Raw genomic sequence first — 21,146 nt, forward strand, 5'->3', positions numbered from 1 at the left:
GCTTTGTTGTTTATGGGTATTGAAATTGTTTTCACGTTTTTTTATTGTTAAAGGTATCCTGGCACTTCAAATTTTTCCCAATATTTGTGTGCAAATGACCCTTCCTATGAAAAAAATTGGCTATGCATTCATGATAGGTTTTGCCGCCCTGACCGCCTGCAAAAAATCGGGCAAAACCAATGAGCCACCGGCATTGTTTCACAAAGACATTACGATACATGAAACCATCAAAGGGAGTGAACAAACTCAAAATACGTTAGGCCTGTACCAGGCGCCCGATCAGCAACAACTGCTTTTTATAGCCAGTCGTGGAACCCGGTATAACGGTGCAGAATATATCATTCCCAACCCTGAGCAATTTAAGCTGGCAAATGACATCGGTTAGCTCGATGCAGACAACTTCTTGTTCAAAATAGAGACTGTCACAGTTCTTTTTCCATAAAGATAGCGCCGGCAATGGGGTTGAACCGGTAGGGCTCAATTTCGTAAAAGCCGGCCGATTGATACAGCCTAATGGCGGAACGCATTTGCGGAACCGTATCGAGGCGGATGGAACGATAGCCTAATTGCCGGGCTTCATCGAGCGCCAATTGTAAAAGTTTATGGCCCAGTTGCAGGCCCCTGTAACCGGGGTCAACGAACATTCTTTTCAATTCAGCAATGTGGTCATCTATTCTACGGATGCCTGCACAACCAATGGCTTTGTCGCCATCATAGGCCAGCAACAGCGCGCCGGTTGGGTGGTTGTATTCGACAGCTATTTCATTCAGCTCCCGGTCTACATCCTGGAAATTCAGTTCAAAATCGAGCGATTGAATATATCGCAGGAAAAGCTGTTTGCCGTTTTGGAAATCGGTTGCGGTGGCTGCCTTTGTGAAAGTGAGGTTATTTCCGTTGATCATACCAGGCAAAATTAATAGTATCACCTGACTTGAAACAGGAGCAGATGGGTGGGGTTGGGGTGGATCAGATTGGCGGCTGATAACCCATTTAAAAGCATTTTGGTAAATTGCCTATAAATCTTCCTCCCTTCATGCAACTGCAACCACATCCAGCTTTAAAGCGCTTTGTCAGGCATTACCTGATCCTGGATGGGCTGCACCCGGTTAATGGAATGCACCGGTTGTTTGCAGATGGTAATACCGGGCTTGTATTTAATCTTGACAATGCACTAATGTGCGCAGCAGGTAATAAGCCCGCTCAACATACCTGTTGGTTGTATGGACAGGTAAAAACGTATCATGATCTTTCGCTCACCGGTAGTATCAATTGGATCGTAGTGGTATTGCAACCTTATGGCGCCTATCCCTTATGGGGCGTGCCGGGTAGCGAATGGTATAATTGTTTCTTTCCCGCCACTGAGATCCTGGGCGCCCGTATCAGTGATATTTCCAATGCATTGGCAAAAGCAAAAGACCTGCCGCAACGAATTTGTTTACTTGATAATTATCTCTTGCAGCTGGTTGATCAAAAATGCAGGTCCGATGAGCAGGTCATGCAGGCAGTACAACATATTATGATGCAGGAAGGGGCCGTATCAGTAGAAGCACTCACGCAAGCCTTAACCATCAGTGAACGCACACTCGAAAGAAAATTCAATTTGCAAATTGGTATTACGCCCAAGCGTTTTGCCGATATCGTGCGGCTTGGCTTCAGTGCAAAAAGAATGCAGCGCATGCAATCACCACACAGCTTCACTGGTATTGCGTATGAGAGCGGTTACTATGATCAGGCGCATTTTATCAATGAGTTTAAAAAATATACAGGCATCACACCGCAGCAATATCATGCCCAGGCCAACCCGCTTGCCCTGAATTTCCTCGCCTTATAAAATTGTCGGTTTTTTACAATCTGCCGCTACAGGCTGTATTTAATTTTGCTTATTATGCAAAACATACAAATCGCCACCGCTCAGTTTGAGCATCGCAGTAATGATAAGTCGTATAACCTGGGTGTTATCCGCAACCTGGCAGCACAGGCAAAAATGCAGGGCGCCCAGGTGATTGCGTTTCATGAATGTTCCATAACGGGTTATACGTTTGCCCGGCATCTGGATAAAGCACAGTTGACGGCTGTTGCAGAACCGATCCCTGAAGGAGAGAGTGTACAGGAATTGATCAGGATCGCAACAGAAATTGATATCGTAATTTTAGCCGGTTTGTTTGAAAAAACAGCAGAAGGCGTCTTGCACAAAGCATATGTATGTGTTGATAAAACCGGACTACTGGCTAAATACCGCAAATTACATCCTTTCATTAATCCGCATTTGACGCCCGGTGATGCATATGTTGTCTTCGATCTGTTGGGTTGGAAGTGCGGGATTTTGATCTGTTATGATAATAACATCATTGAAAATGTAAGGGCCACTGCTTTGTTGGGAGCCGATATTATTTTTATGCCGCATGTTACCATGTGTACCCCATCGCCCCGGCCGGGTGCCGGGTTTGTTGATCCTGCCCTATGGAAAGCAAAGGAGGAAGATCCTACTTCATTGCGGGCAGAGTTTGACGGGTTAAAAGGCCGCAGCTGGTTAATGAAATGGTTGCCGGCACGTGCTTACGATAATGGCGTGTATGTAGTGTTTTCAAACCCTATTGGTATGGACGATGACCAGCTCAAAAATGGCTGCTCCATGATCATCGATCCGTTTGGCGATGTGATCGCTGAATGCCGCAAGTTAGGAAATGACCTTGCCATTGCTACACTTGTGCCGGAGAAGTTGCAGCAGTCGGGCGGCCACCGGTATAAAAATGCGCGGCGGCCCGAATTATATGGAAGCATAATAGCTGCTCCGCATACTGCCGTACAAAAGGTGGCCTGGGTGGGGGCGGAGTAGATATGCGTTGCATAATCCTGGTTCAAGTCATATCTTGTGAGGATGGAAGAACAATTAGTACCGGGATTTCATTCAGAAGATATTACATTGGTGATGGAGAAAGCCAGAAATCTGGCCGTTCAGTACCGCCATGGATTGATAGATTTTGCCCATCTGTTTGTCGCAATATTAAGTACTGACAGCGAAGCACGGGCTTTTTGTCAGGATTTCAATAGTGAAAAATGGAAAGCCTGGCTGCAACAGCATTATAAAGCCGACAGCAACCTGACAATGGATGATCAGGTGCCATTAACAGTTTTAGCTGAATACATAATTCGTCATGCCAATGCCATAAAGAGCACAAATGGCGAAGTGTCGGTTTGCAGTATTCACATTTTGCTAGCCCTTTTATGCATAATTAGTGAAGTTAATGAAGCTTTTAGCCGGAAGGGAATAATGTTTGAAGATGTAGCGGAACAATACTACAGGAAACGCGTTGAAAGATCATTACCTTTTATAGCCGTATTGCCTAAAGGGCCATATCCGGCATGGAGAAAATTCTTTATTACTGGTAAATCCAGGAAAGAGAAAGTCCGTAAGTTATATCGTCAGGCCTATTTATTATTTATGTACGAGCAATATGAAGATTGTTTGTCAGTTTGCGAAGCTGCATTAAGCCTGGACCTAGGCAATCTGGATCTTAGATATTTGCAATTATATTCCAGTGTTAATACCCGTGATTTCCATCCTGCACTTACTTTTGCAAAGACGTTTATAAACGATCATCCCAACCCCAATGAATTCAGGATCACATTGGCCTATATTTATGATGAGTTGGGGCAGTATGATCAGTCGGCCAGCATGCTTGATGAAATACTGGCTGACAATCCGGCAAGTCCAACCGCATTAAACAACAAGGGATTCAGTCTTTACCGGCAGGGGAAATTTGCAGCGGCTATTCCTTTTTATGAAAAGGCTATCGAGGCAGACCCATCTTTTGCTTATCCCTGGGATAATCTTGGCTTTGTCAAATATAAATTGGGTAATATGGAGGAAGGGCTCAGGCTTATTGAAAAGGCATTAGAACTTGATAAAGGGAATTCTTATGTATATAAGTATAAAGGAATCATCCTGCTTGAGCAAAATAATAGGGACGAGGCTTTAAAAAATTTCCAGCTTGCTCTCAGGTATGGTTACACAAAGAAATATGGGAATGAAGTGCTGGAGTTAATGAAAAATATCCGTTGATATTGAAATGATCTAATAAATCTCATTGTTATAGCAACACATGATCAAACGAGTAATTCCTTCTTCCGGTGAATTGATCCCGGTGATAGGCATGGGTACCTGGCAAACTTTTGATGTTAGTGAAAAAACAGCCGGCGAAAAATTGGGGGCGGTGTTGAATGCATTTTATACCGGTGGTGGCCGATTGATCGATAGCTCACCGATGTATGGAAATGCAGAAAGGATAGTGGGTGCTTTAACCAGTAAGCTGGATTACGCCAATGAACTATTCTACGCTACCAAAGTGTGGACCACAGGCCTGCAGCAGGGAATACAACAAATGGAGCAATCCTTTGCCGGGATGCAACGTCCCGTTATAGACTGTATGCAAATTCATAACCTCACCGACTGGCGCACCCATCTGCCAGTATTACGTAAATGGAAAGATGCCGGAAAGATCCGGTACATTGGCATCACGCACTATACCGATTCCAGCCACGGAGAGTTGGAAAAGATCATGCGGGCCGAACCGGTCGATTTTGTTCAGTTCAATTATTCCATTCTGGAACGCAATGCAGAGAACCGGTTGCTTGCTGTGGCTGCTGAATTGGGCGTGGCTACGCTGATCAACCGGCCATTTGATACGGGGCGGTTGCTTGCGCAACTGAAAAGAAGGCCCCTGCCACCCTGGGCGCAGGAGCTGGAGATCGAAAGCTGGGGTACGTTCCTGTTAAAATACCTCATTGCCCGGCCCGAAGTGACCTGTGTTATTCCCGCTTCTTCCAATGTGCAGCATGTAAAGGAGAATATGAAAGCAGGCGAAGGCCCGTTGCCCGATGAAAATAGCCGGGCCAGAATGGTGGCGTATGTAAGATCGTTGTAAAATGCATAGTCAGGAGCCGGAAAATGTTGGGTGCGCCTGTAGTACAGGATGCCTGATATAATTAAAGGCTGTATATTTCCGCCTACAATTAAACGCTGGGTTGCCATTATGAATATCGCTGACCGTTCCTCGCTTTTTTTGTTTTTGTTGTTGTTATTTGCCAGTGCAGGCAGTGCGCAGGATTTTTCCTTTACCGATAAAGAAAAGGGCTTGCAAATATTGTACAGCCCGCAAGGTTCGAAGCTGGATTCTGTAGCGGCACACCTGCTTGCCAATGATATTAAATTGGCAACTGGTTCTCTGCCGCCAGTGATAACTGATAAAGCCCAGGCGGCTGGAAATGTGATCATCATTGGAAATATTGCTTCTGCATTTATTCAACAATTTACCGGCAACAGTTCCTCAATGGTTAATTCGCTGAAAGGGAAATGGGAATGCTATGGAATGAAAGCGATCGATAAGCCGGATAATAAAATAGCAAAGGCGTTGGTCGTTGCCGGCAGCGATATGCGGGGAACAGCATATGGTGTTTTTTCTTTGTCAGAAAAACTGGGCGTATCGCCCTGGTACTGGTGGGCCGATGTGCCGGTAAAACAACAAAAGGAATTAATCATTCAGCAACCTGAATTCATTGCTGAGCCACCTGGTGTTAAATACCGCGGCATTTTTATCAATGATGAAGATTGGGGACTGCAACCCTGGGCAGCGAAGACCTTTGAGCCCGAAACCGGTGATATTGGTCCGAAGACCTATGCAAAAGTGTTTGAATTACTACTACGGTTAAAGGCCAATCTCATTTGGCCGGCCATGCACCCCAGCACCAAAGCGTTTTTTAGTTATCCTGAAAATGTAAAGGTTGCGGAAGCCTATGGCATTGTCATTGGTTCATCGCATGCAGAACCTATGTTGCGGAATAATGTGGGGGAGTGGGACGAAAAAACGATGGGCCCCTTTAACTACATCACCAATAAAGAAAAGGTATCTCAGTATTGGGAAAGCCGGGTGAAGGAGTCAACCGGTATCGATGCTATTTATTCCATGGGGATGCGCGGCGTGCATGATAGCGGAATGGAAGGCGTCAAAAACGCCAAAGAAGCCGTTCCGTTGCTGGAACAGATCATAAAGGATCAGCGGGGTTTGCTGGAAAAATACCGGGGAAAAAAGGCTGATTCCATTCCGCAGGCGTTTACTGCTTACAAAGAAGTACTGGATATCTACGATAACGGATTAAAGATCCCGGATGATATAACCCTCGTATGGCCCGATGATAATTATGGATATATCCAACGTCTGAATAATGAGGCTGAAAAAGCCCGTTCCGGCGGGTCAGGGGTATACTATCATGCTTCTTATTGGGGCCGCCCGCATGATTACCTGTGGTTGAACAGTACCCATCCCGGACTTATGCGTGAAGAAATGATCAAAGCATTTAAAACAGGCGCCGATAAAATTTGGATATTGAATGTGGGTGATATTAAGCCCCTGGAATATAATATCGGGCTTTTTCTGGATATGGCGTATGATCCAACCCGTTTCCGGGAAGACAGTTCAGTAAAACCCTACCTGGACCACTGGTTGACTGCCTTATCCGGGAAAGACCAGGCTCAAGGTATAGGAGATGTTTTGTGGCAATACTATCAACTGGCATTTGAGCGAAGACCCGAGTTTATGGGCTGGAGCCGTACTGAACCCACTACCCAAACAACCACTACCCGGTACAATCACTTTTATTATGGTGATGAAGCACAGCGGCGCATTGAGCAATACGAGGAGTTAGAAATGAAAGTAAAAGCCTTACGCCTGAAAATAACAGGGGAGCAGGCAGCTGCATATTATCAACTGGTATATTACCCGGTCATGTGCGCTTCGTGGATGAACAAAAAATTCCTGTACCGCGATAAAGCCATTTTTTATGCAAAGCAAAACAGGTTAAGCGCAAGGGAATATGCAGAACGGTCAAAAGCAATGTACGACAGCATTGTAAAAGAAACAGACTATTATAATAACGGGCTGGCCGGCGGCAAATGGAAAAATATTATGTCGATGAAGCCCCGCAATCTTCCTGTTTACCGGGAACCGGTGATCCCTGAGATCACGATCGATGGTTCTGCCGGCTGGAGTATTGCGCCGGAAGGATTTGTTACGAAGGACTCGTCGTTGCCGGGAGTCACCAATGCCATGGCATTACCTGCATTTGATAATTTAAATCAACAACGCTATTTTATTGATGTTTTTTTGAATGATAAAAAGCCGGTTACGTGGAGGGCTACCCCATCTCAAAATTGGATACGCCTCTCCTATAGTAATGGCTCCCTGAGTGCGAACCCGGGAAAGAGCCAGGTTCGTATTTGGGTTACTATTGACTGGGATAAAGCGCCGGTAGGAGAAAAATTATCAGGTAACATTATTTTCAAAGCCGGTAGTAAAGAAGTTAAAGTGGAAGTGCCTGGCCGTCAATTGCTGAAACCGGTGGCAGGTAATACTAATGAATATATTGAAAACAACGGCTATGTTTCCCTATTCGCTGCGGATTACACCAGGAAGCAGAATAAGAAAGGATCCTGCAACTGGGCGTATATTTCAGATCTGGGCTATACAGGAAAAACTTTGCAGGCGTTACCAATAAGTATAAAAAGCGAATCTTTGGTAACCGATCCTGAAGTCTTAAAAAGGGACCACTCCTGTGTTGAATATGATTTTAACACGTTCACTGCCACAAAACCGGAAGTGCACGTATTTACGTTGCCTACCCATCCGCTCAATAACAGCTGCAGTATGCGTTATGCAGTATCTATCGACGATGGCCCATTGACCGTAGTAGATTTCAAAACAATTGGCCGCAGTGAAGAATGGAAAAATAATGTGTTAAGCAACCGGGCAGAACGTACCATTCAATTGCCCTATCTCCAAAATGGCCGGCATACATTGAAAGTCTATTGCATAGACCCGGGTGTGATTTTGGATGAGATCAGCATTGACCTGGGTGGATTGATGAAATCGTATAGTACTATCCCCGAAACGAAACCAGCGCCAATGCAGGGCGTACCATCACATTAGGAAAATATCCATACCGCGCGGTATAATATTGGCACAATTTCCGGCTGGGAATTGTGCCAATGTTTTTTGGGGTGGCGTTCATGGAAATTTGATTTATTGTTTTATATTGCGCCCTGTTGGTATCTAACGGCTACTGACATGTATAAACGAACTATTAAAAAAATATATACCAGATAAAGGCAATTCTCTCCGCTGTTAAATACAAATACATTCCTTTTTTATAGCATGTAAGCTTTTGGTGTAAGCTGTTATTTTTTATAAAATCAATTCATTTTCCCTGAAAAACCTGTGTTTGCAGCAATTGAATGCTGCCGGAAACACATGCGCATACGTTGAAAAAATAGTTAAGTCAAGCAGCCGCTGTTAGCGGATGGATGATAACAGTAGACCTATTTTTTAAAATCAAAACAAACCTTTAATTGTATGAAAAAAAAGAGACAAAGTTTATTGGCCTGTTTCATGGCTATGCTATTGCCTGCAGCGGGTTTTAGCCAGGTAACACAAACGGAAATGACTTTTCAGCCGGATGGCTGCCGGGGTAAAGATGCCTATGTAGAAATGGTCAACGGATTGCCTGCCTATGCATCAAACAACTACGGTTCATCGAGCCAGTTATTGGCAATGGCCTGGACATTCAATGGAATAGGCGGAACAACCGGCTTCCTGAGAACATTTATCGATTTTACCGATCTGCAATCTATTCCCCAGGGTACAACCGTTAACTATGCCTATCTTTCGCTCTATGGCGTGCCAACATCGGGGGCCAATGATTTAGGCAGCTATGGCAGCAATGCCTGCTATGTGCAACGGGTAACTTCTGCATGGGATGAGGCAACAGTAACCTGGAATAACCAGCCTACAACAACCACCACCAACCAGGTTACCTTACCCGGCTCAAATGGTGTACAGTGGAACTACCATGTTATTGATTTGAATATTACCACCTTGTTACAGGATATTATTAACCTGCCGCCTGTGCAACGTTATGGCTTGTGCGTACGCCTGCAAACCGAAGTGTATTATCGCTCTATGTTATTTACCAGTAGCGAAAATACAGATGCTACCCGGCATCCGAAATTGCGCATTGGTTTGAACTATTGTTCTGCGTCCGCTGCTGCACGGGAATCAGACGATCATCGGGAATCACCAAAACACCCACCAACAGAAGAATCTCCCAGGTTAGATGTAAGCGGTAAATCAGATAACGGGCTGAAAGCTGTTGTAAAAACAAACCTGTCTTCCAGTCAGATCTCGGTAGATTACGATTTGCCGCAGGATGGTAAAGCTGTTCTGGAGATCGTTTCGTACGACGGAGCTTTGCTGAAATCTGTTGAAGTAGATGGTGTTAAAGGTAAACATAACAAAATCATCCTCCTCGATGCGCCCTTGTTAAAGAACAAGATGGCCGTGCTGGTAATTAAACAGGGTAATAATAGAACTTCCAGTCCTTTCCTGATTTCACAATAACTGGTTTTAATAAAAACCACCTGTATGCTGCCTTCAAATGAAGGCAGCATTTTTATTTTAAGAAGCGGTAAACACCGGCAGTGGTCATATAGGGTCAAAATATATTTTTCTTTGTCCGGTGAAAGTTTGACATATTGCTTTTAACTTGCAGCCTGTTAAGATACTAACGTATACTATAATGGATAAACGAATTCATAAATGTATACAGAATAGCTACCCCGAACTGTTGAATACAATCCTTCTTTTTAATGGTCTTTAAAGATTAGCATAGCGAAACCAGTGGATCAGACAGCCCTGGTAAATGCATTAAAATTGATTGACCGTTTCAGACGGCCTAAGTAAATTATTCCCCTTTTAAATTATTGAAATTTCAGGTAATGCAACCTGTTGTCTGTAGTGTACGACCGCTATGGTCAATGCGGTAATGCCTATGCTTATCCTTTAACACAAAATAAAGACGTATGAAAAGAACACCTATTGTAACATCGTTACTGTTGGCAGGTCTGCTCCTTACTTTTAATGCCTGTAAAAAAGGTGCAGATGCCGTAACTGCCAGTACATCCAAATCAAAGGGTGTCAACGGCGTTACTATCGAAAACGGCCGTTTGGCTTTCACATCACACAAGGAGTATTACAAGTTCATTGAGACGGTGAAACCCGGAACAGCTGATGATGCGGGCTTCCATTCCCTTTACACTGCGCTGAATGCAGGGTACAAAAAAAAGGACAGCGACCCAGGTCTGTCTTCCACGCTGAAAGATCTTGATCAGTTTGGCTTCCCTGAAGGTTTTCTAGCCACGTTGAACGAAAAAGGGGAAGTAAAAATTGGGGATGAGATCATCTGGTATCATGATGGGGACAAGTATTTTATTCCGGCCAGTGAAGAAGCAAACCTTGACCTGGTTAAACAAAACCCGGTGGGTATTAAAAAAATGGCTTTTGGTACTTCAACGCCGAATAACGCACGGCCTTACATCACTGTCACCGGCCTCGATGCACGGAATCAGCACGAATTTTTTCCGTTAGATGCTAATGGTAATGGCCTTGTAGGCAGCAACCGGAAATACGTTCATGAAATATATGGCAGGTTCGATCCCTATACCGATCCCAGTTTACCTGGTATAGATCTGCATCATGCCTATATAATGCTGCGTTTGAAAATGGAATGGAGGGGCTGCTGCGACTGGAACCCGAACGCCAGCGAACCAAGAACTGAAACCGTAGCGGTAAGTGGATCTGCCACGCTTCCGGGTAAGAGCCGTTTGAGTAGCTATTTGCAAGGTCCTACTTTCACTATCAATGATACAAGGTCTAATCTTCGCGAGAATCTTGAATATACATTGGTGATTGCTGATATTGTGGGTGGATTTACAAATGGTAATAATGTTTGGGATGTTGACATGACCGGAACTATCACCTCTTACTTTGAGGGCTCTACTAATGCAAGTGGTCAGTGGATCAATACGGGTGCACTTTGGTAATAGTGTTTACTTCTGCTATCAGAAAAAAAGCAAAAGCCTCCCGGCCTTCCGGGAGGCTTGCTTTTGGTTTTTCATTTATTTACTCATTTTACTTAAACTTCTCTTTGTCGCCGGCGCACTGGCCGAACCCATCGCAAAGCTGAAGTCGCTCGCAAATGTGGTTGAGCTGGCTACCGTCGCCATCTTGTGACAGCTGAAACAGGCGCTGCCCTGAATATACGTTTCCAGCGTGGTGTTTGCCACGTTAGTGCCAGGCTGGTTCAGGATGGTGGTGTTCAGCGGCACCCGCAGGCTGTCCTGCGATGTTTTGCCATAATTCTGCGACCATATCACATTTACCAGTTGATAATATTGCCAAACGGAACCGGGGTAATTTTGCCCAATGAATTTTTGCACCGTGGAATTTACGCTGGTGGCCGATTGGTCCAGTGCATTTACCCGGGTTACCTGAATAGGCGAGGGGCCCCGGCCACCCGGTGTTATATAATAGGATGGTGGTTGGTTGGGTGAACAATTCGTACAATGCGGATTGTAAAAATTATAACCGCAGGTATCGCAAACATTGCCGGGGTTCGCCGGTACGTTGTCTATTTGCTCAAACGTAGCCCATACCCAGCTTTGCTGGCTTTGCGTTTTATGCAGAATGTGCAAGCCTACCAACGCCAGTACCGTATTGCGGTATAAACCGGTGTTCAGGTCCTGCACAACCGCCTTTGATAATTTATACCGCTTCCATTTCGGGTTTTTGATATCGTTCACTTCCATCCAGGCAGCCTTGCATTCAATAGCGCCAATAGTATCGGTGTTGGGAACCCCATAGGGCAGGCTCATGCGCGTCCCCTTGCTTACATAGGTCACCTGGTTATTGGCGTTATAAAATTGATTGGCCACTACATAATTGTACAGGTCTTTATTCAGGCGCACTTCATACCATACATTGGTATTGTTCTGCGCGCCCAGCCAGTTGGGCCCATTGAACGGAAACACCTGTTGCGAACCACCTGAATCAATAACGGTGGAGTCAAAACGGCTTAGGGCTTCGGGGGTGAATTTGCTGCTAACGGTAAGTATCTTCGCTGTGGTGGATACCCGCTTTCCAGCCAGTGTGATATTTTTTTTAACCGCCGCCAGCGAATTCCAGGAAACGGGCGGCGCGCCTTTGGGTGGGAATAATGCTTCTTTTGTAATATAGGTTTCCCATTGCACCGGATACAGGGTATCAAAAGGCTTTCCAAAAAAATCGCCTTCGGGCAAACTCCAGTTCAAAGCAATGAATTCCCACCAGGCAAAGCAATTGATGTCCTGCTGGTTCGAAACGTTGTTGATATACCGGCCACCTACATCTGGCGGCACTTTGGTGGTAAAAGGAATGGTGTCAAAACCGATGACGCAATATTTTATAACAGCATTCGGGAGTTTTTGCGGGTATAGTACAAAGGAAGCCAGGTACAGGGAAAAAGCGATCAATGCCGCATATATGAATATACGATTTCTTTTATAAGCCTCTTTCATGATGTGGTATTGTAGCAACAAGCTTTGGCCAAATACCTTACTGTCAAATGCAACAACCCGCTATTCAGCCAAAGCTTGTTTGCCGGTGATTAGTGCTGGTTTTAATGCAGGAATGTTTAATTAATCACGTTTAACAGGGCGGGCATAATGGCGCCTTTGCCTGTTTGTTTTACATCGGTGACATACAATCCCTGCAAACCGGTTGATGCAGCGCCTACGCTAAGGGAGAGCATCAAGGCAACGGCCGGTGAAGGATAACTGTTGCCTGGAACTGCATAAGTAAGGTTGTTGTTCACTGCTTTGATAGTGGCTTTGATGGCTGAATCTGCAAATGTTACAGTTGGCCAGGTAGTTGGGTTTTTAGGGTCAATGTCTGATGGTGAGGTGGATGGTGCGTAGGTAAGCACCATATTGTATTGGGTGTTGGGTTTTACAAGTGGGGCAATATAAGTGCTGTTGCTTAACAGCGACATGGTAAAGCCAACGGGGTTGGGAATATTTTGATTCACCATGGCTGTATAAATGCCTTCATGGAAAAGCTGCAGCGGTTGGGCATACGCAGTAGTCAGCGGCGTGTTACAGGCATAGGGTGTTTGTGAATTTGATTTAAATGCCTCTGCCAGGATCAGCATTTGCAGGTTTTTTGAAATTTGTCCGGCCCATTGCAGGGAAGTATACTGTTGTGTGTCGGGATCATAACATTGCAGTTGGCTGAGTGGTGGCATACCCTTTGGCGCCTGCACGGTGAGGTGGAGGTTCAAACTATAAGTAATGCCGGTTGAAATGGTTACTTGTTTGCCGCCCCGGCTGATGGTAAAGTAAGGTGTTACATCGCTTACGCCTTGCATTTTAAATACGGAATTCAAACCGGTTGGTGGCAATTGCAGATACAGGCCTGGCGGATTGTACAGGGTAGCGGAGGTCCCCAACGCGGCCACGCCGTTTACTCCGGCGCCAATATTGGGATCGCTGTTGCGGCCAAACTGACCATATTGCGCACTGCAGATCAAACTTTGAATATCACTGGCGGGAATTTGTGCGCCTCCCGGATAATTACGTAATACGGTAGCAGCCGCTGCCAGCCCGATCTCGGTTTGCAACGTATTCGGAGTGCTGGTGAGGTGCATGGCGCCACCGCTGGTGCTGTTAGAGACAGTGCCGCTGTTCCATTTATTAAGCGGGTTATAGGCCGCGCGGCCGGTGCCGGGGTCAATGACCGGTTTGCCGTTCTGATCCAATAAATAAAGATCAGCCAGTTTTATCTGTGGCTTGCCCAGCGTGTTCTGGTAAAGTGCCAATACGGTTTCGGGGTCAATCATCCACAACGTGTTCCAGTATTCGGGATTCTCGCAGGTGAATTCTATTCTGGTAATATTGTTATTGGTGTCGCGTTCTACCGACCATTCGCAATACTCATCCTGCCAGCCCCGGGGGCCATAAGGACCATAAGGAATGGTTGCTTTAGGACTGCCTACGCAACCGCAACTGCCCGAACTGAAGTATTGGCTATCAAAAACGGAGCAGGGATACTGGGGAATAACCGGGAAGGTTTGTTGTTTGCCTGCCCCATCGGTGTAATAGCCTGTATCGGCCAGTTCCAGCAAATTGGTTTCTGTAAGGTGTTGATTATTTCCAAAATAAGTGCGCAGCCGGCCGGGAAAGGGAAGCCAGGTAATGGCCTTGTCAATCGTTGAAGGCGGCATGGTGTTCACGGGGTTATAATAATTGGGTGGCGGGGGCGTGTTGGCCGTATTCCAGGGATTGCCGGCCATGGCCTGTTGGGTGAACCCGTTTAAATTGATGGTCCATTGTTCTGCGAGCAATTCCTGCAAGGCAGGATTGTTCGGGAAATCTTTGATCATGGCGGGCGTAAAAAACTGAAAAGCAGTTTGCGTTAACATAATACAATTTTTACTGATTAAAAATTAAGATGCCAACGGGAATCCTTATCAGAGTTGAACCAGTAAATGCTACTAACAGCGCAGATGTATTAATGTATCCCCTATCTTTTCTTCATTGTATCTTATGCTGTGCCAGCATTGGGCTACTGAATAAATTGAAAGCAAATCACAGCATAACCAGATGAGGTAACCGATAAACCTGAATTTGAAGGTATATAATTAATAAATAAGAAAAAACCGTAATTAAACGGTTTTTGATCACCGCTGGTTTCCCGCTAAATGGTAACTGCGAGGCGTTTTCCGTTAATGTAAAGTTTACGCTTCTGAGCATGGCGGCAAAATGTAAAAGCAGCCGCGATCAAATGAGCTGTTATATAAGCGGTATACGGGGTACAAAAGATTTCATTAATTTGTCACAGGGGCCCTATATAAACAAGCAAAGGAATGACTGAAATATTCGATAATATCAGGAAATTATACCGGTTCAAAGCACCCGGCGAAGCGCTGGCCGCTCATATTGAATTTTTTTCAGAATCTTCCCTGGATGCAATGAATGAGTATATTGGCCCAACGGAGTTTACCGTAAAATTGTTTCCCAGTTACACGCCAACGATCTGGTTGAATTTAGGTTCTCCTTATCAGTTAAAGAACGGATCAACCTGGCATACCGTAAATGAGCATACTGATATTTTATTGCTGAGGAATGAAATTGTGGAGCGAAGGAATTTGCCCACCGATAATATTTTTACAGTCAAGTTCAATCCCGGCGGCTTTGAAACTATTTTTGGGATAAGTCAAACCACCATTGGCAGCGAGATCATTCCGGTTGAACAGGTAATTCCGGCTTCCTTTATTAAAAAGCTCAAGGGGCTGGGCTCGTTTGAAGACAGGCTGGTATCGTTCGAAAATTTTTTACTCGATAAGCTGGAAAGGAATTCAAAACGTGAAGGCTTTTACCTTCAATGTATAAAAGATACGGTGAACGCATTTGCCGGTTCGGGCCAGGAAGCGGCGATCAGTGAATTGGCCGGCAAATTGTACATCACCGAAAAAACATTGTATCGTTGTTTTACAAAAGTGGTAGGCACCAGTCCGAAAAATTATCTGGCCATTACCCGGGCAAGAACGGCTTTGACGGCTTATGTAGCTGACCCCACTGGTTTTTCGCCGTTTAACCATGGCTATTACGACAGGAGCCATTTTTATAAAGATGTATTGAAGTTTACCGGCCAAAAGCTTTCCCATTATCATTCCCCTGCGTTGTAAGATTGTCCGATTTTTACTTGCTGACCTTATCCCGCGCTTTTATTTTTGTTCAAAATGGAAGTATGAGAATTGGGATTATTGGCATATGGCTGCTTTTATATTTCAATGGCGCTTTTTCACAAGGGTATGTGCCAACAATTGAACCATGCCCCTGTATGATAAAGGTTGATTCGGCATTGATCTCGAAATGCGGTTACCTGATAGTGCCGGAGAACAGGGCGAAACCGGCTGGTAGAACCATAAAGCTGCCGTTTGTATATCTTCGACAATCCCTTGCCGATTCAAACATAATGTTGTTTACTACCGGCGGTCCGGGCTATAGCACCATTGCAAATTTTACCGAGATCACTGCCAAATCAGATTTCTTCCTGTTCGGCGGGGTGATCCTCTTTGATCAGCGCGGTTCAAAAAAAGCAATGCCCTGTTTGGATTGTCCGGAAGTAAATGCAGCACTGAAGAAAGCCTATAAAGAAAACCTGCCGCAGGACAGTCTGAAACTATTGGCCATTCAACAATGCAGAAAGCGATTGGTTGATAAGGGGATTGATCTTTCTGCCTATACTACTATCGAAAGTGCGGCTGATATCAATGACCTGCGCCAGGCTTTGCAAATTAAACAATTGAGTTTACGCGGAATTTCCTATAGCGGCGGTTTAATGTTAACCGTTGCAAGGAACCATCCCGAAGGCGTACGGTCGCTCGTTTTAAGTTCGCCCCTGCCTGGGTATACAAATTATGAAGAAGAAGGGTTGTTCAATATCAACGAAGCGCTTGAGCAGGTGTTTGCCGATTGCGAAGCAGATTCGACTGATAAAAACGTATACGGTGCACTGAGAGAACGGTTCCACCAGTATTTTACAGCAATTACCGGCAAAACCTTTACTATTTCCTATACTGAAAAAGACAGTGCCCGAAAACTGACAGTTAATTATACAAAGAATGAGCTGTTGGATGCCATCCTGAACCGGATGAACAGGTGGCAAATAAGCACTGTGCCATTTGTTATGAATGAAATAATTAATGGCCGCCATGAAGTATATGTAAAGGAGATCCTGGATGGTGTGTTTAAAGACAACGGGAAACTGTCGCACGGCATGCGGTATTCAATTTATTGTTCAGAACAAATTGCGTACGCCCGTCAGGAATTGATAAAAAAGCAGGAAGCCGTTCTGCCCTGGCTGGCGAAATATGCGTTTAACGATGTAGACCATGCGATCTGCGATTGCTGGCGGGTAAAGCCGGAACCAGTAATTGCCAAAACCCCTGTGTATTCGAAGGTCCCAGCCTTGATAAATGCGGGCGATATTGACCCCTGGTGCCCGCCTTTCTACAACAGACTTATCAAGCGTTATATGCCCAATAGCCAGGTGTTGATTGTGCATGACCAGGGGCATGTGCCTTCATTTTTTGTGAACGGGGTCGATTATTTAAAGACGTTTATGCAGGACCCTTATAAGAAACTGGTTGCCGGGAATGGGGCGATAGTGGAGTGAAGTGTTGGGATTGGATTTTCGGGAAAGATACTAATTGCTATATTTTTTACGATAATCAACCGGCGACAGATCAGTGAACTTTTTAAATACCTTTCTGAAGGCATCGATGTCGTTATAGCCCGTTTCGTAAATGATCTCGTTCACTGTTTTTTGTCCTGTTTCCAGGTGCTTTTTAGCAAATTCAACTTTTACTCTTTGCATATATTCCGCAATAGAGTTGCTAGTGCATTTTTTAAATCGCCGTTCAAATGTTCTTCGTCCAACTGAAAACTGTTCGCAGACTTCGGGTACTGAAAAGGTGGCCGTAGGGTTTGATTCTATGAATTCCTGCGCTTTCAAAACAAGCTCATCGTTGTGTCGTTTCTGTCCTATAAATATGGCAAAAGGATTCTGGCTTTTACGTTCAATATCAATTTCAAACATTTTGGAAGCAAGGATGGAGATCTCCCTGCCCAAATGTTTTTCAAGAATATAGAGAATAAGGTTCAGGTACGAATAGCCGCCACCACAGGTGTAGATGCCTTTTTCATCGGTAATGATGGTATCGTCGATGATCTTTATAGCAGGGAACATGGCCTGGAACTCATTTTTGGCGGCCCAGTGAACAGCACATTGTTTGTTATTGAGTAATCCGGTTGACGCCAGAAAAAAAGAACCTACACATAAACACACAATTTCAACATTGTTGTGATAATGCCCGATCAGCCAGTCGGCATACTTTTTATTTTTTGCAATGGCTTTGGGAAAGTCGCCACATAGCAAAGGCAAAACAATCACATCTGTTTTATTGACCTGGTCAATGGTTTTATCAACCCTTATGGTGTAATGCCCGTCACCCAGTTTCATATTCTTTGTAAGTCCTACGATCTCAACCTGGTAAAAGGGTGGCTTGCCCTGGTACTTTATAAAATCGTTCACCCGGGTAAAAAGCTGATGACTGCTATCAATGCTGGTTAGCGTAGCATCGTAAAGCGATAATATGGAAATGTGTTTCATGGCTGTACACAAATTTAAACAATCCGGGTGTCGCAATCATCAGGTAAGAATGACGCTTTTACCGGGCCTCAAAGGTGCTCCCGGTTTGTAATTTCGGGTATTATTTTATTCATTTTAAAAAAAGAAAAAATGAAATCAGTTGAGATCATTATGCTGCCGGTGACAGACCGGCAAAAGGCAAAGGAATTTTACCTGCAGCTGGGCTTTCAATTACTTGTTGAGGCGCCTATGCCCGAAGGAGGCATGTGGATACAGATGGGGCTTCCGGGTAGTGAGACTACCATTTCGCTGGCGGGTTTTCATGGCATCATTTGCGAGACTGCTGATATTGAAAAAGAAGTTGATGAACTAAAGGCAAAAGGTATTGAGGTGGGCAAAATTGATGATACGCCCTGGGGCAGGTTCGCCTGGTTGAAAGACCTGGATGGAAATGGCTTGTGTCTTCATCAAAAAACGGTGTAAATAAAAAAGGAAGCAGCTGCGCTAGGCTCTTCCTTTCAATTCAGTAGTGGAGAAACCAGTCAATGCTTTCAATACGTTTATATTCTGCTGGCAGACCGTTTAATACCGTGCCATCATCGGCTGTCGGGTTTTTAGTTTGCGTTTTTGTTTTTATGAATTTGCCGGGGTTATTGAGGTCGGGATAAACGAACTCCAATGTATCTACGGTGAGCTCATTCCATTTGTATTTGTAAAGGCCTATTTTACCTGGTTTGCCAAATTCAAGACCACGAACAATTTTTTCTTCAGGGAAAAAGGTTGGGTTTATAAACTCAAATTTCCTTGAAAAACTACCGGTATTGGGTTTATACAAAAACACGTTGACTATATGCCTGCGGCAACAATCCGAATAAGGATACCAATGCACCAGGAAGTCTTTGTATTGGTCGCCATTGACATCTTTGATGGAGTCTTCATCATGGGTTGAACCAATTTGCTCCTGTTCGCATACCTTTTTGAAATTTTCATTTTCAAGCAGGTAGATGCTGCAAAAGGTTTGGGTGGAAGAGATCCGCCGGATCAATAAGTGTTTTTTATTTTGAGCGAATAAATGGCCGAATATCATTTGGGTGGTCACTATGCCGGAACTGTCTTGTGGTGTCATCCTGAATTCATGCTGAAATGAATGCAGGTTTTTGTTTCGGTTTGCATAGGTTAACGCATGGTCAAGGATAATTGATTCCCGGATCCGGTACGTATTATCCTGTTTTTCATAGGCCATTCTTTTCTGTTCCTGTTCTTCATCGGTCATTACCTCGTTTGGGGAAAGGGTATCCCTGGGCGGTGTTTTTTGGGATGAATCAATAACAGTTACTGGCTGGGGTTTAGTTGCGTTCTGGCAGCTAAATAAAAGGGCAACTATAGTGATCAGAAAAAGTTTATGCATTGGCCTTTCAACTATTATTCGGTGAGTTTAATCCTTTATAATTTCCCATTTCGAAACGTAGGCTAAGTATTCATTATTACTGCCGGGTATTGAATTGGAAATTACCAGGCTGCCGCTTCTGGCTTCTACCTTTAGTGTTAGTTTGGCTGGCGCGCCTTTTTTTTGAGCGATATAGCCGTGGTATATAGCCTCACCGGCTGTGCATTTTTCGTTTAAATTACATTCAATACTTTCAATTGTTATATTGAAGTTTACCTTCTCCTGGGTAACGGTTTCACCTGATACGTTGATGATCTTTGTAGCAGGGTTTATTGTGATTGTTGTGTTGGAACCAGTTTCGAGTCCATTACCAAGGAGCTTTAATTTGCCTGAATAGTATTTGATTGCCAGGCCGCGGATGTCAGTTGAAGGAGTTGTCTTAATATGGCTGGATGTATAAGCTGGCAATACGATCATTCCTATGCCTATGACGAGCAGGGTAAGGGTTGTTTTGGGTTTCATAAGAGTAAATGGTTTTTGGTGTTTCGAATATACTTAGAATTTATGCCATTTTATATAGGCGATCCGGGGAATTCTGGCATATTTCGATGAATGTTAGGATGGCCTATTTAATCGTCGGGACGATTGGTTCGTTCCAGTATTTCTATGGCAAATTTGCGGATGTCGGCAGAGAAATATAATGCCCGGCTGCCATCGGCCTGTGGATCGTCGGCATACTGGTTTAATGACGCATTAAAGATGGCTGCTGAGAAGTCGATGGAAGGGTTGCTTTGCATTATTAAGTGCGCTTCGCCGGTACCTCTTCTGATAGAACTTTTGAATCGTTGTTTAATTGCCTTCGTGTCGGTCATCTATGTGCGTATGGGTTATACGCGCTCCCTGGTTTCGAACTACAAATTAATGGGAATTCTTTGTGATTTGTTGGGGCAGGGGGGAAACTGACTGGCTGTTGGATTAAAAAGAATGGGCATTTTTTTCAATTGGAAGGTCGTGCAATTGAATTAAAGGGACTTTCAATTAAATTGGCGGGCCGTGTAATTCAATTAGCCGGGCTTGTAATTGAATTTGCAGAGCGTGTAATTCAATTACAAGGGCATGTAATTAAATTGACGGACCGTTCAATTCAATTACAAGGCTGTTCAATTCAATTGAAAGGACGTCCAATTAAATTACAAGGACATCAAATTTAGGTATTTGGTATTGATAATTAACGTTTTATGCGGTTTGTGAATGATGTAGGGCCATACCAGGCGAATTAGCGGCCGGGTTGGTGGGGGCCGGGTATAACACTCCTCGAAGTTGTTGAACCAGCGTTATAACCATCGGTTTTCAGTTGACCGGGCGGGTGATTTTTCCGCGCGGATATTACTTCAAAATATTGAAATAGTAATGGTTACGCTGGAAAAATATTCCAACTTAATTTTTCATATTTTTTTGTCAGTTTAATTGCTACCCCTATTTTTGCCCCGGAGAGATGGCAGAGCGGTCGAATGCGGCGGTCTTGAAAACCGTTGACTGTCACAGGTCCGGGGGTTCGAATCCCTCTCTCTCCGCCAGCCTCAGTTAATTGAGATAAACTTAAAGTAATAAAACCTGCAAAATCAATGATTTGCAGGTTTTTTGCTTTTTAGGCATACCTGTTTTTACTGCACTTTATGGGT

The 21,146-nt window shown here is 44.4% G+C and carries 18 protein-coding genes and 1 tRNA gene; 12 read left to right on the forward strand and 7 right to left on the reverse strand.

Annotation, left to right across the window (positions count from 1 at the left end):
* Positions 1-106 precede the first annotated feature (106 nt).
* Positions 107-385: a hypothetical protein gene (locus tag A3860_RS22940; protein ID WP_081150360.1), complete on the forward strand. Its 279-nt coding sequence runs from the start codon at positions 107-109 to the stop codon at positions 383-385.
* A gap of 37 nt (positions 386-422) precedes the next feature.
* Here the strand turns inward: A3860_RS22940 and A3860_RS22945 are convergent, their stop codons facing one another.
* A complete protein-coding gene (locus tag A3860_RS22945) occupies positions 423-902 on the reverse strand; it encodes a GNAT family N-acetyltransferase (protein WP_081150361.1) in 480 nt (159 codons plus the stop codon).
* Between the two features lie 131 nt (positions 903-1,033).
* Between A3860_RS22945 and A3860_RS22950 the strand changes: the two genes are divergently transcribed.
* The 7 genes from A3860_RS22950 (at position 1,034) to A3860_RS22980 (ending at position 10,930) form a co-directional block, all read left to right on the forward strand.
* Positions 1,034-1,831, forward strand: coding sequence for a helix-turn-helix domain-containing protein (locus A3860_RS22950; RefSeq protein ID WP_081150363.1), 798 nt, complete (start codon positions 1,034-1,036; stop codon positions 1,829-1,831).
* Positions 1,832-1,885: 54 nt separating this feature from the next.
* A complete protein-coding gene (locus tag A3860_RS22955; RefSeq protein WP_081150365.1) occupies positions 1,886-2,836 on the forward strand; it encodes a nitrilase family protein in 951 nt (316 codons plus the stop codon).
* 42 nt (positions 2,837-2,878) lie between these two features.
* A complete protein-coding gene (locus tag A3860_RS22960) occupies positions 2,879-4,063 on the forward strand; it encodes a tetratricopeptide repeat protein (protein WP_081150366.1) in 1,185 nt (394 codons plus the stop codon).
* A gap of 40 nt (positions 4,064-4,103) precedes the next feature.
* Positions 4,104-4,925, forward strand: a complete 822-nt coding sequence (locus A3860_RS22965) for an aldo/keto reductase (protein ID WP_081150368.1) — start codon at positions 4,104-4,106, stop codon at positions 4,923-4,925.
* A gap of 108 nt (positions 4,926-5,033) precedes the next feature.
* On the forward strand, positions 5,034-7,982 hold the full coding sequence (locus tag A3860_RS22970) for a glycosyl hydrolase 115 family protein (RefSeq protein WP_081150401.1): 2,949 nt from the start codon (positions 5,034-5,036) through the stop codon (positions 7,980-7,982).
* 423 nt (positions 7,983-8,405) lie between these two features.
* Positions 8,406-9,449, forward strand: a complete 1,044-nt coding sequence (locus A3860_RS22975) for a DNRLRE domain-containing protein (protein ID WP_081150370.1) — start codon at positions 8,406-8,408, stop codon at positions 9,447-9,449.
* A gap of 461 nt (positions 9,450-9,910) precedes the next feature.
* Positions 9,911-10,930 (forward strand): hypothetical protein, encoded by a 1,020-nt coding sequence (locus tag A3860_RS22980; protein WP_081150372.1) that lies wholly within the window; start codon positions 9,911-9,913, stop codon positions 10,928-10,930.
* Positions 10,931-11,005: 75 nt separating this feature from the next.
* On the opposite strand, the gene A3860_RS22985 is transcribed toward A3860_RS22980, so the two are convergent.
* Both A3860_RS22985 and A3860_RS22990 read right to left on the reverse strand, forming a co-directional pair.
* Positions 11,006-12,442 carry a hypothetical protein gene (locus A3860_RS22985; RefSeq protein ID WP_081150373.1) on the reverse strand — a complete coding sequence of 479 codons (1,437 nt, stop codon included), beginning with the start codon at positions 12,440-12,442 and terminating at the stop codon, positions 11,006-11,008.
* Positions 12,443-12,558: 116 nt separating this feature from the next.
* A complete protein-coding gene (locus tag A3860_RS22990; protein ID WP_081150375.1) occupies positions 12,559-14,343 on the reverse strand; it encodes a hypothetical protein in 1,785 nt (594 codons plus the stop codon).
* A 444-nt stretch (positions 14,344-14,787) separates the two neighbouring features.
* Here A3860_RS22990 and A3860_RS23000 point away from each other — a divergent pair, with 444 nt between their 5' ends.
* Complete coding sequence (locus A3860_RS23000; protein WP_081150379.1) at positions 14,788-15,609, forward strand: helix-turn-helix domain-containing protein; 822 nt, start codon at positions 14,788-14,790, stop codon at positions 15,607-15,609.
* A 62-nt stretch (positions 15,610-15,671) separates the two neighbouring features.
* On the forward strand, positions 15,672-17,102 hold the full coding sequence (locus tag A3860_RS23005) for an alpha/beta fold hydrolase (protein WP_081150381.1): 1,431 nt from the start codon (positions 15,672-15,674) through the stop codon (positions 17,100-17,102).
* Between the two features lie 30 nt (positions 17,103-17,132).
* On the opposite strand, the gene A3860_RS23010 is transcribed toward A3860_RS23005, so the two are convergent.
* Positions 17,133-18,098: a GlxA family transcriptional regulator gene (locus tag A3860_RS23010; protein WP_081150383.1), complete on the reverse strand. Its 966-nt coding sequence runs from the start codon at positions 18,096-18,098 to the stop codon at positions 17,133-17,135.
* 129 nt (positions 18,099-18,227) lie between these two features.
* On the opposite strand from A3860_RS23010, the gene A3860_RS23015 reads away from it, so the two are divergent.
* Complete coding sequence (locus tag A3860_RS23015; RefSeq protein WP_081150403.1) at positions 18,228-18,560, forward strand: VOC family protein; 333 nt, start codon at positions 18,228-18,230, stop codon at positions 18,558-18,560.
* Positions 18,561-18,600: 40 nt separating this feature from the next.
* On the opposite strand, the gene A3860_RS23020 is transcribed toward A3860_RS23015, so the two are convergent.
* The 3 genes from A3860_RS23020 to A3860_RS23030 all read right to left on the reverse strand — a co-directional run bounded on the left by A3860_RS23020 (position 18,601) and on the right by A3860_RS23030 (position 20,336).
* Entirely contained in the window at positions 18,601-19,485 is an 885-nt protein-coding gene (locus A3860_RS23020) for a hypothetical protein (RefSeq protein WP_081150385.1), read from the reverse strand.
* A gap of 27 nt (positions 19,486-19,512) precedes the next feature.
* The gene (locus tag A3860_RS23025; protein WP_081150387.1) at positions 19,513-19,986 is read right to left on the reverse strand and encodes a hypothetical protein; all 474 of its coding nucleotides are present in this window, start codon (positions 19,984-19,986) and stop codon (positions 19,513-19,515) included.
* A gap of 107 nt (positions 19,987-20,093) precedes the next feature.
* Positions 20,094-20,336 carry a hypothetical protein gene (locus A3860_RS23030; protein WP_081150389.1) on the reverse strand — a complete coding sequence of 81 codons (243 nt, stop codon included), beginning with the start codon at positions 20,334-20,336 and terminating at the stop codon, positions 20,094-20,096.
* Positions 20,337-20,953: 617 nt separating this feature from the next.
* Between A3860_RS23030 and A3860_RS23040 the strand changes: the two genes are divergently transcribed.
* Positions 20,954-21,041: transfer RNA gene (locus A3860_RS23040), tRNA-Ser, on the forward strand.
* Positions 21,042-21,146 lie beyond the last annotated feature (105 nt).

This window comes from Niastella vici (genome assembly GCF_002077945.1).
GTDB lineage: Bacteria > Bacteroidota > Bacteroidia > Chitinophagales > Chitinophagaceae > Niastella > Niastella vici.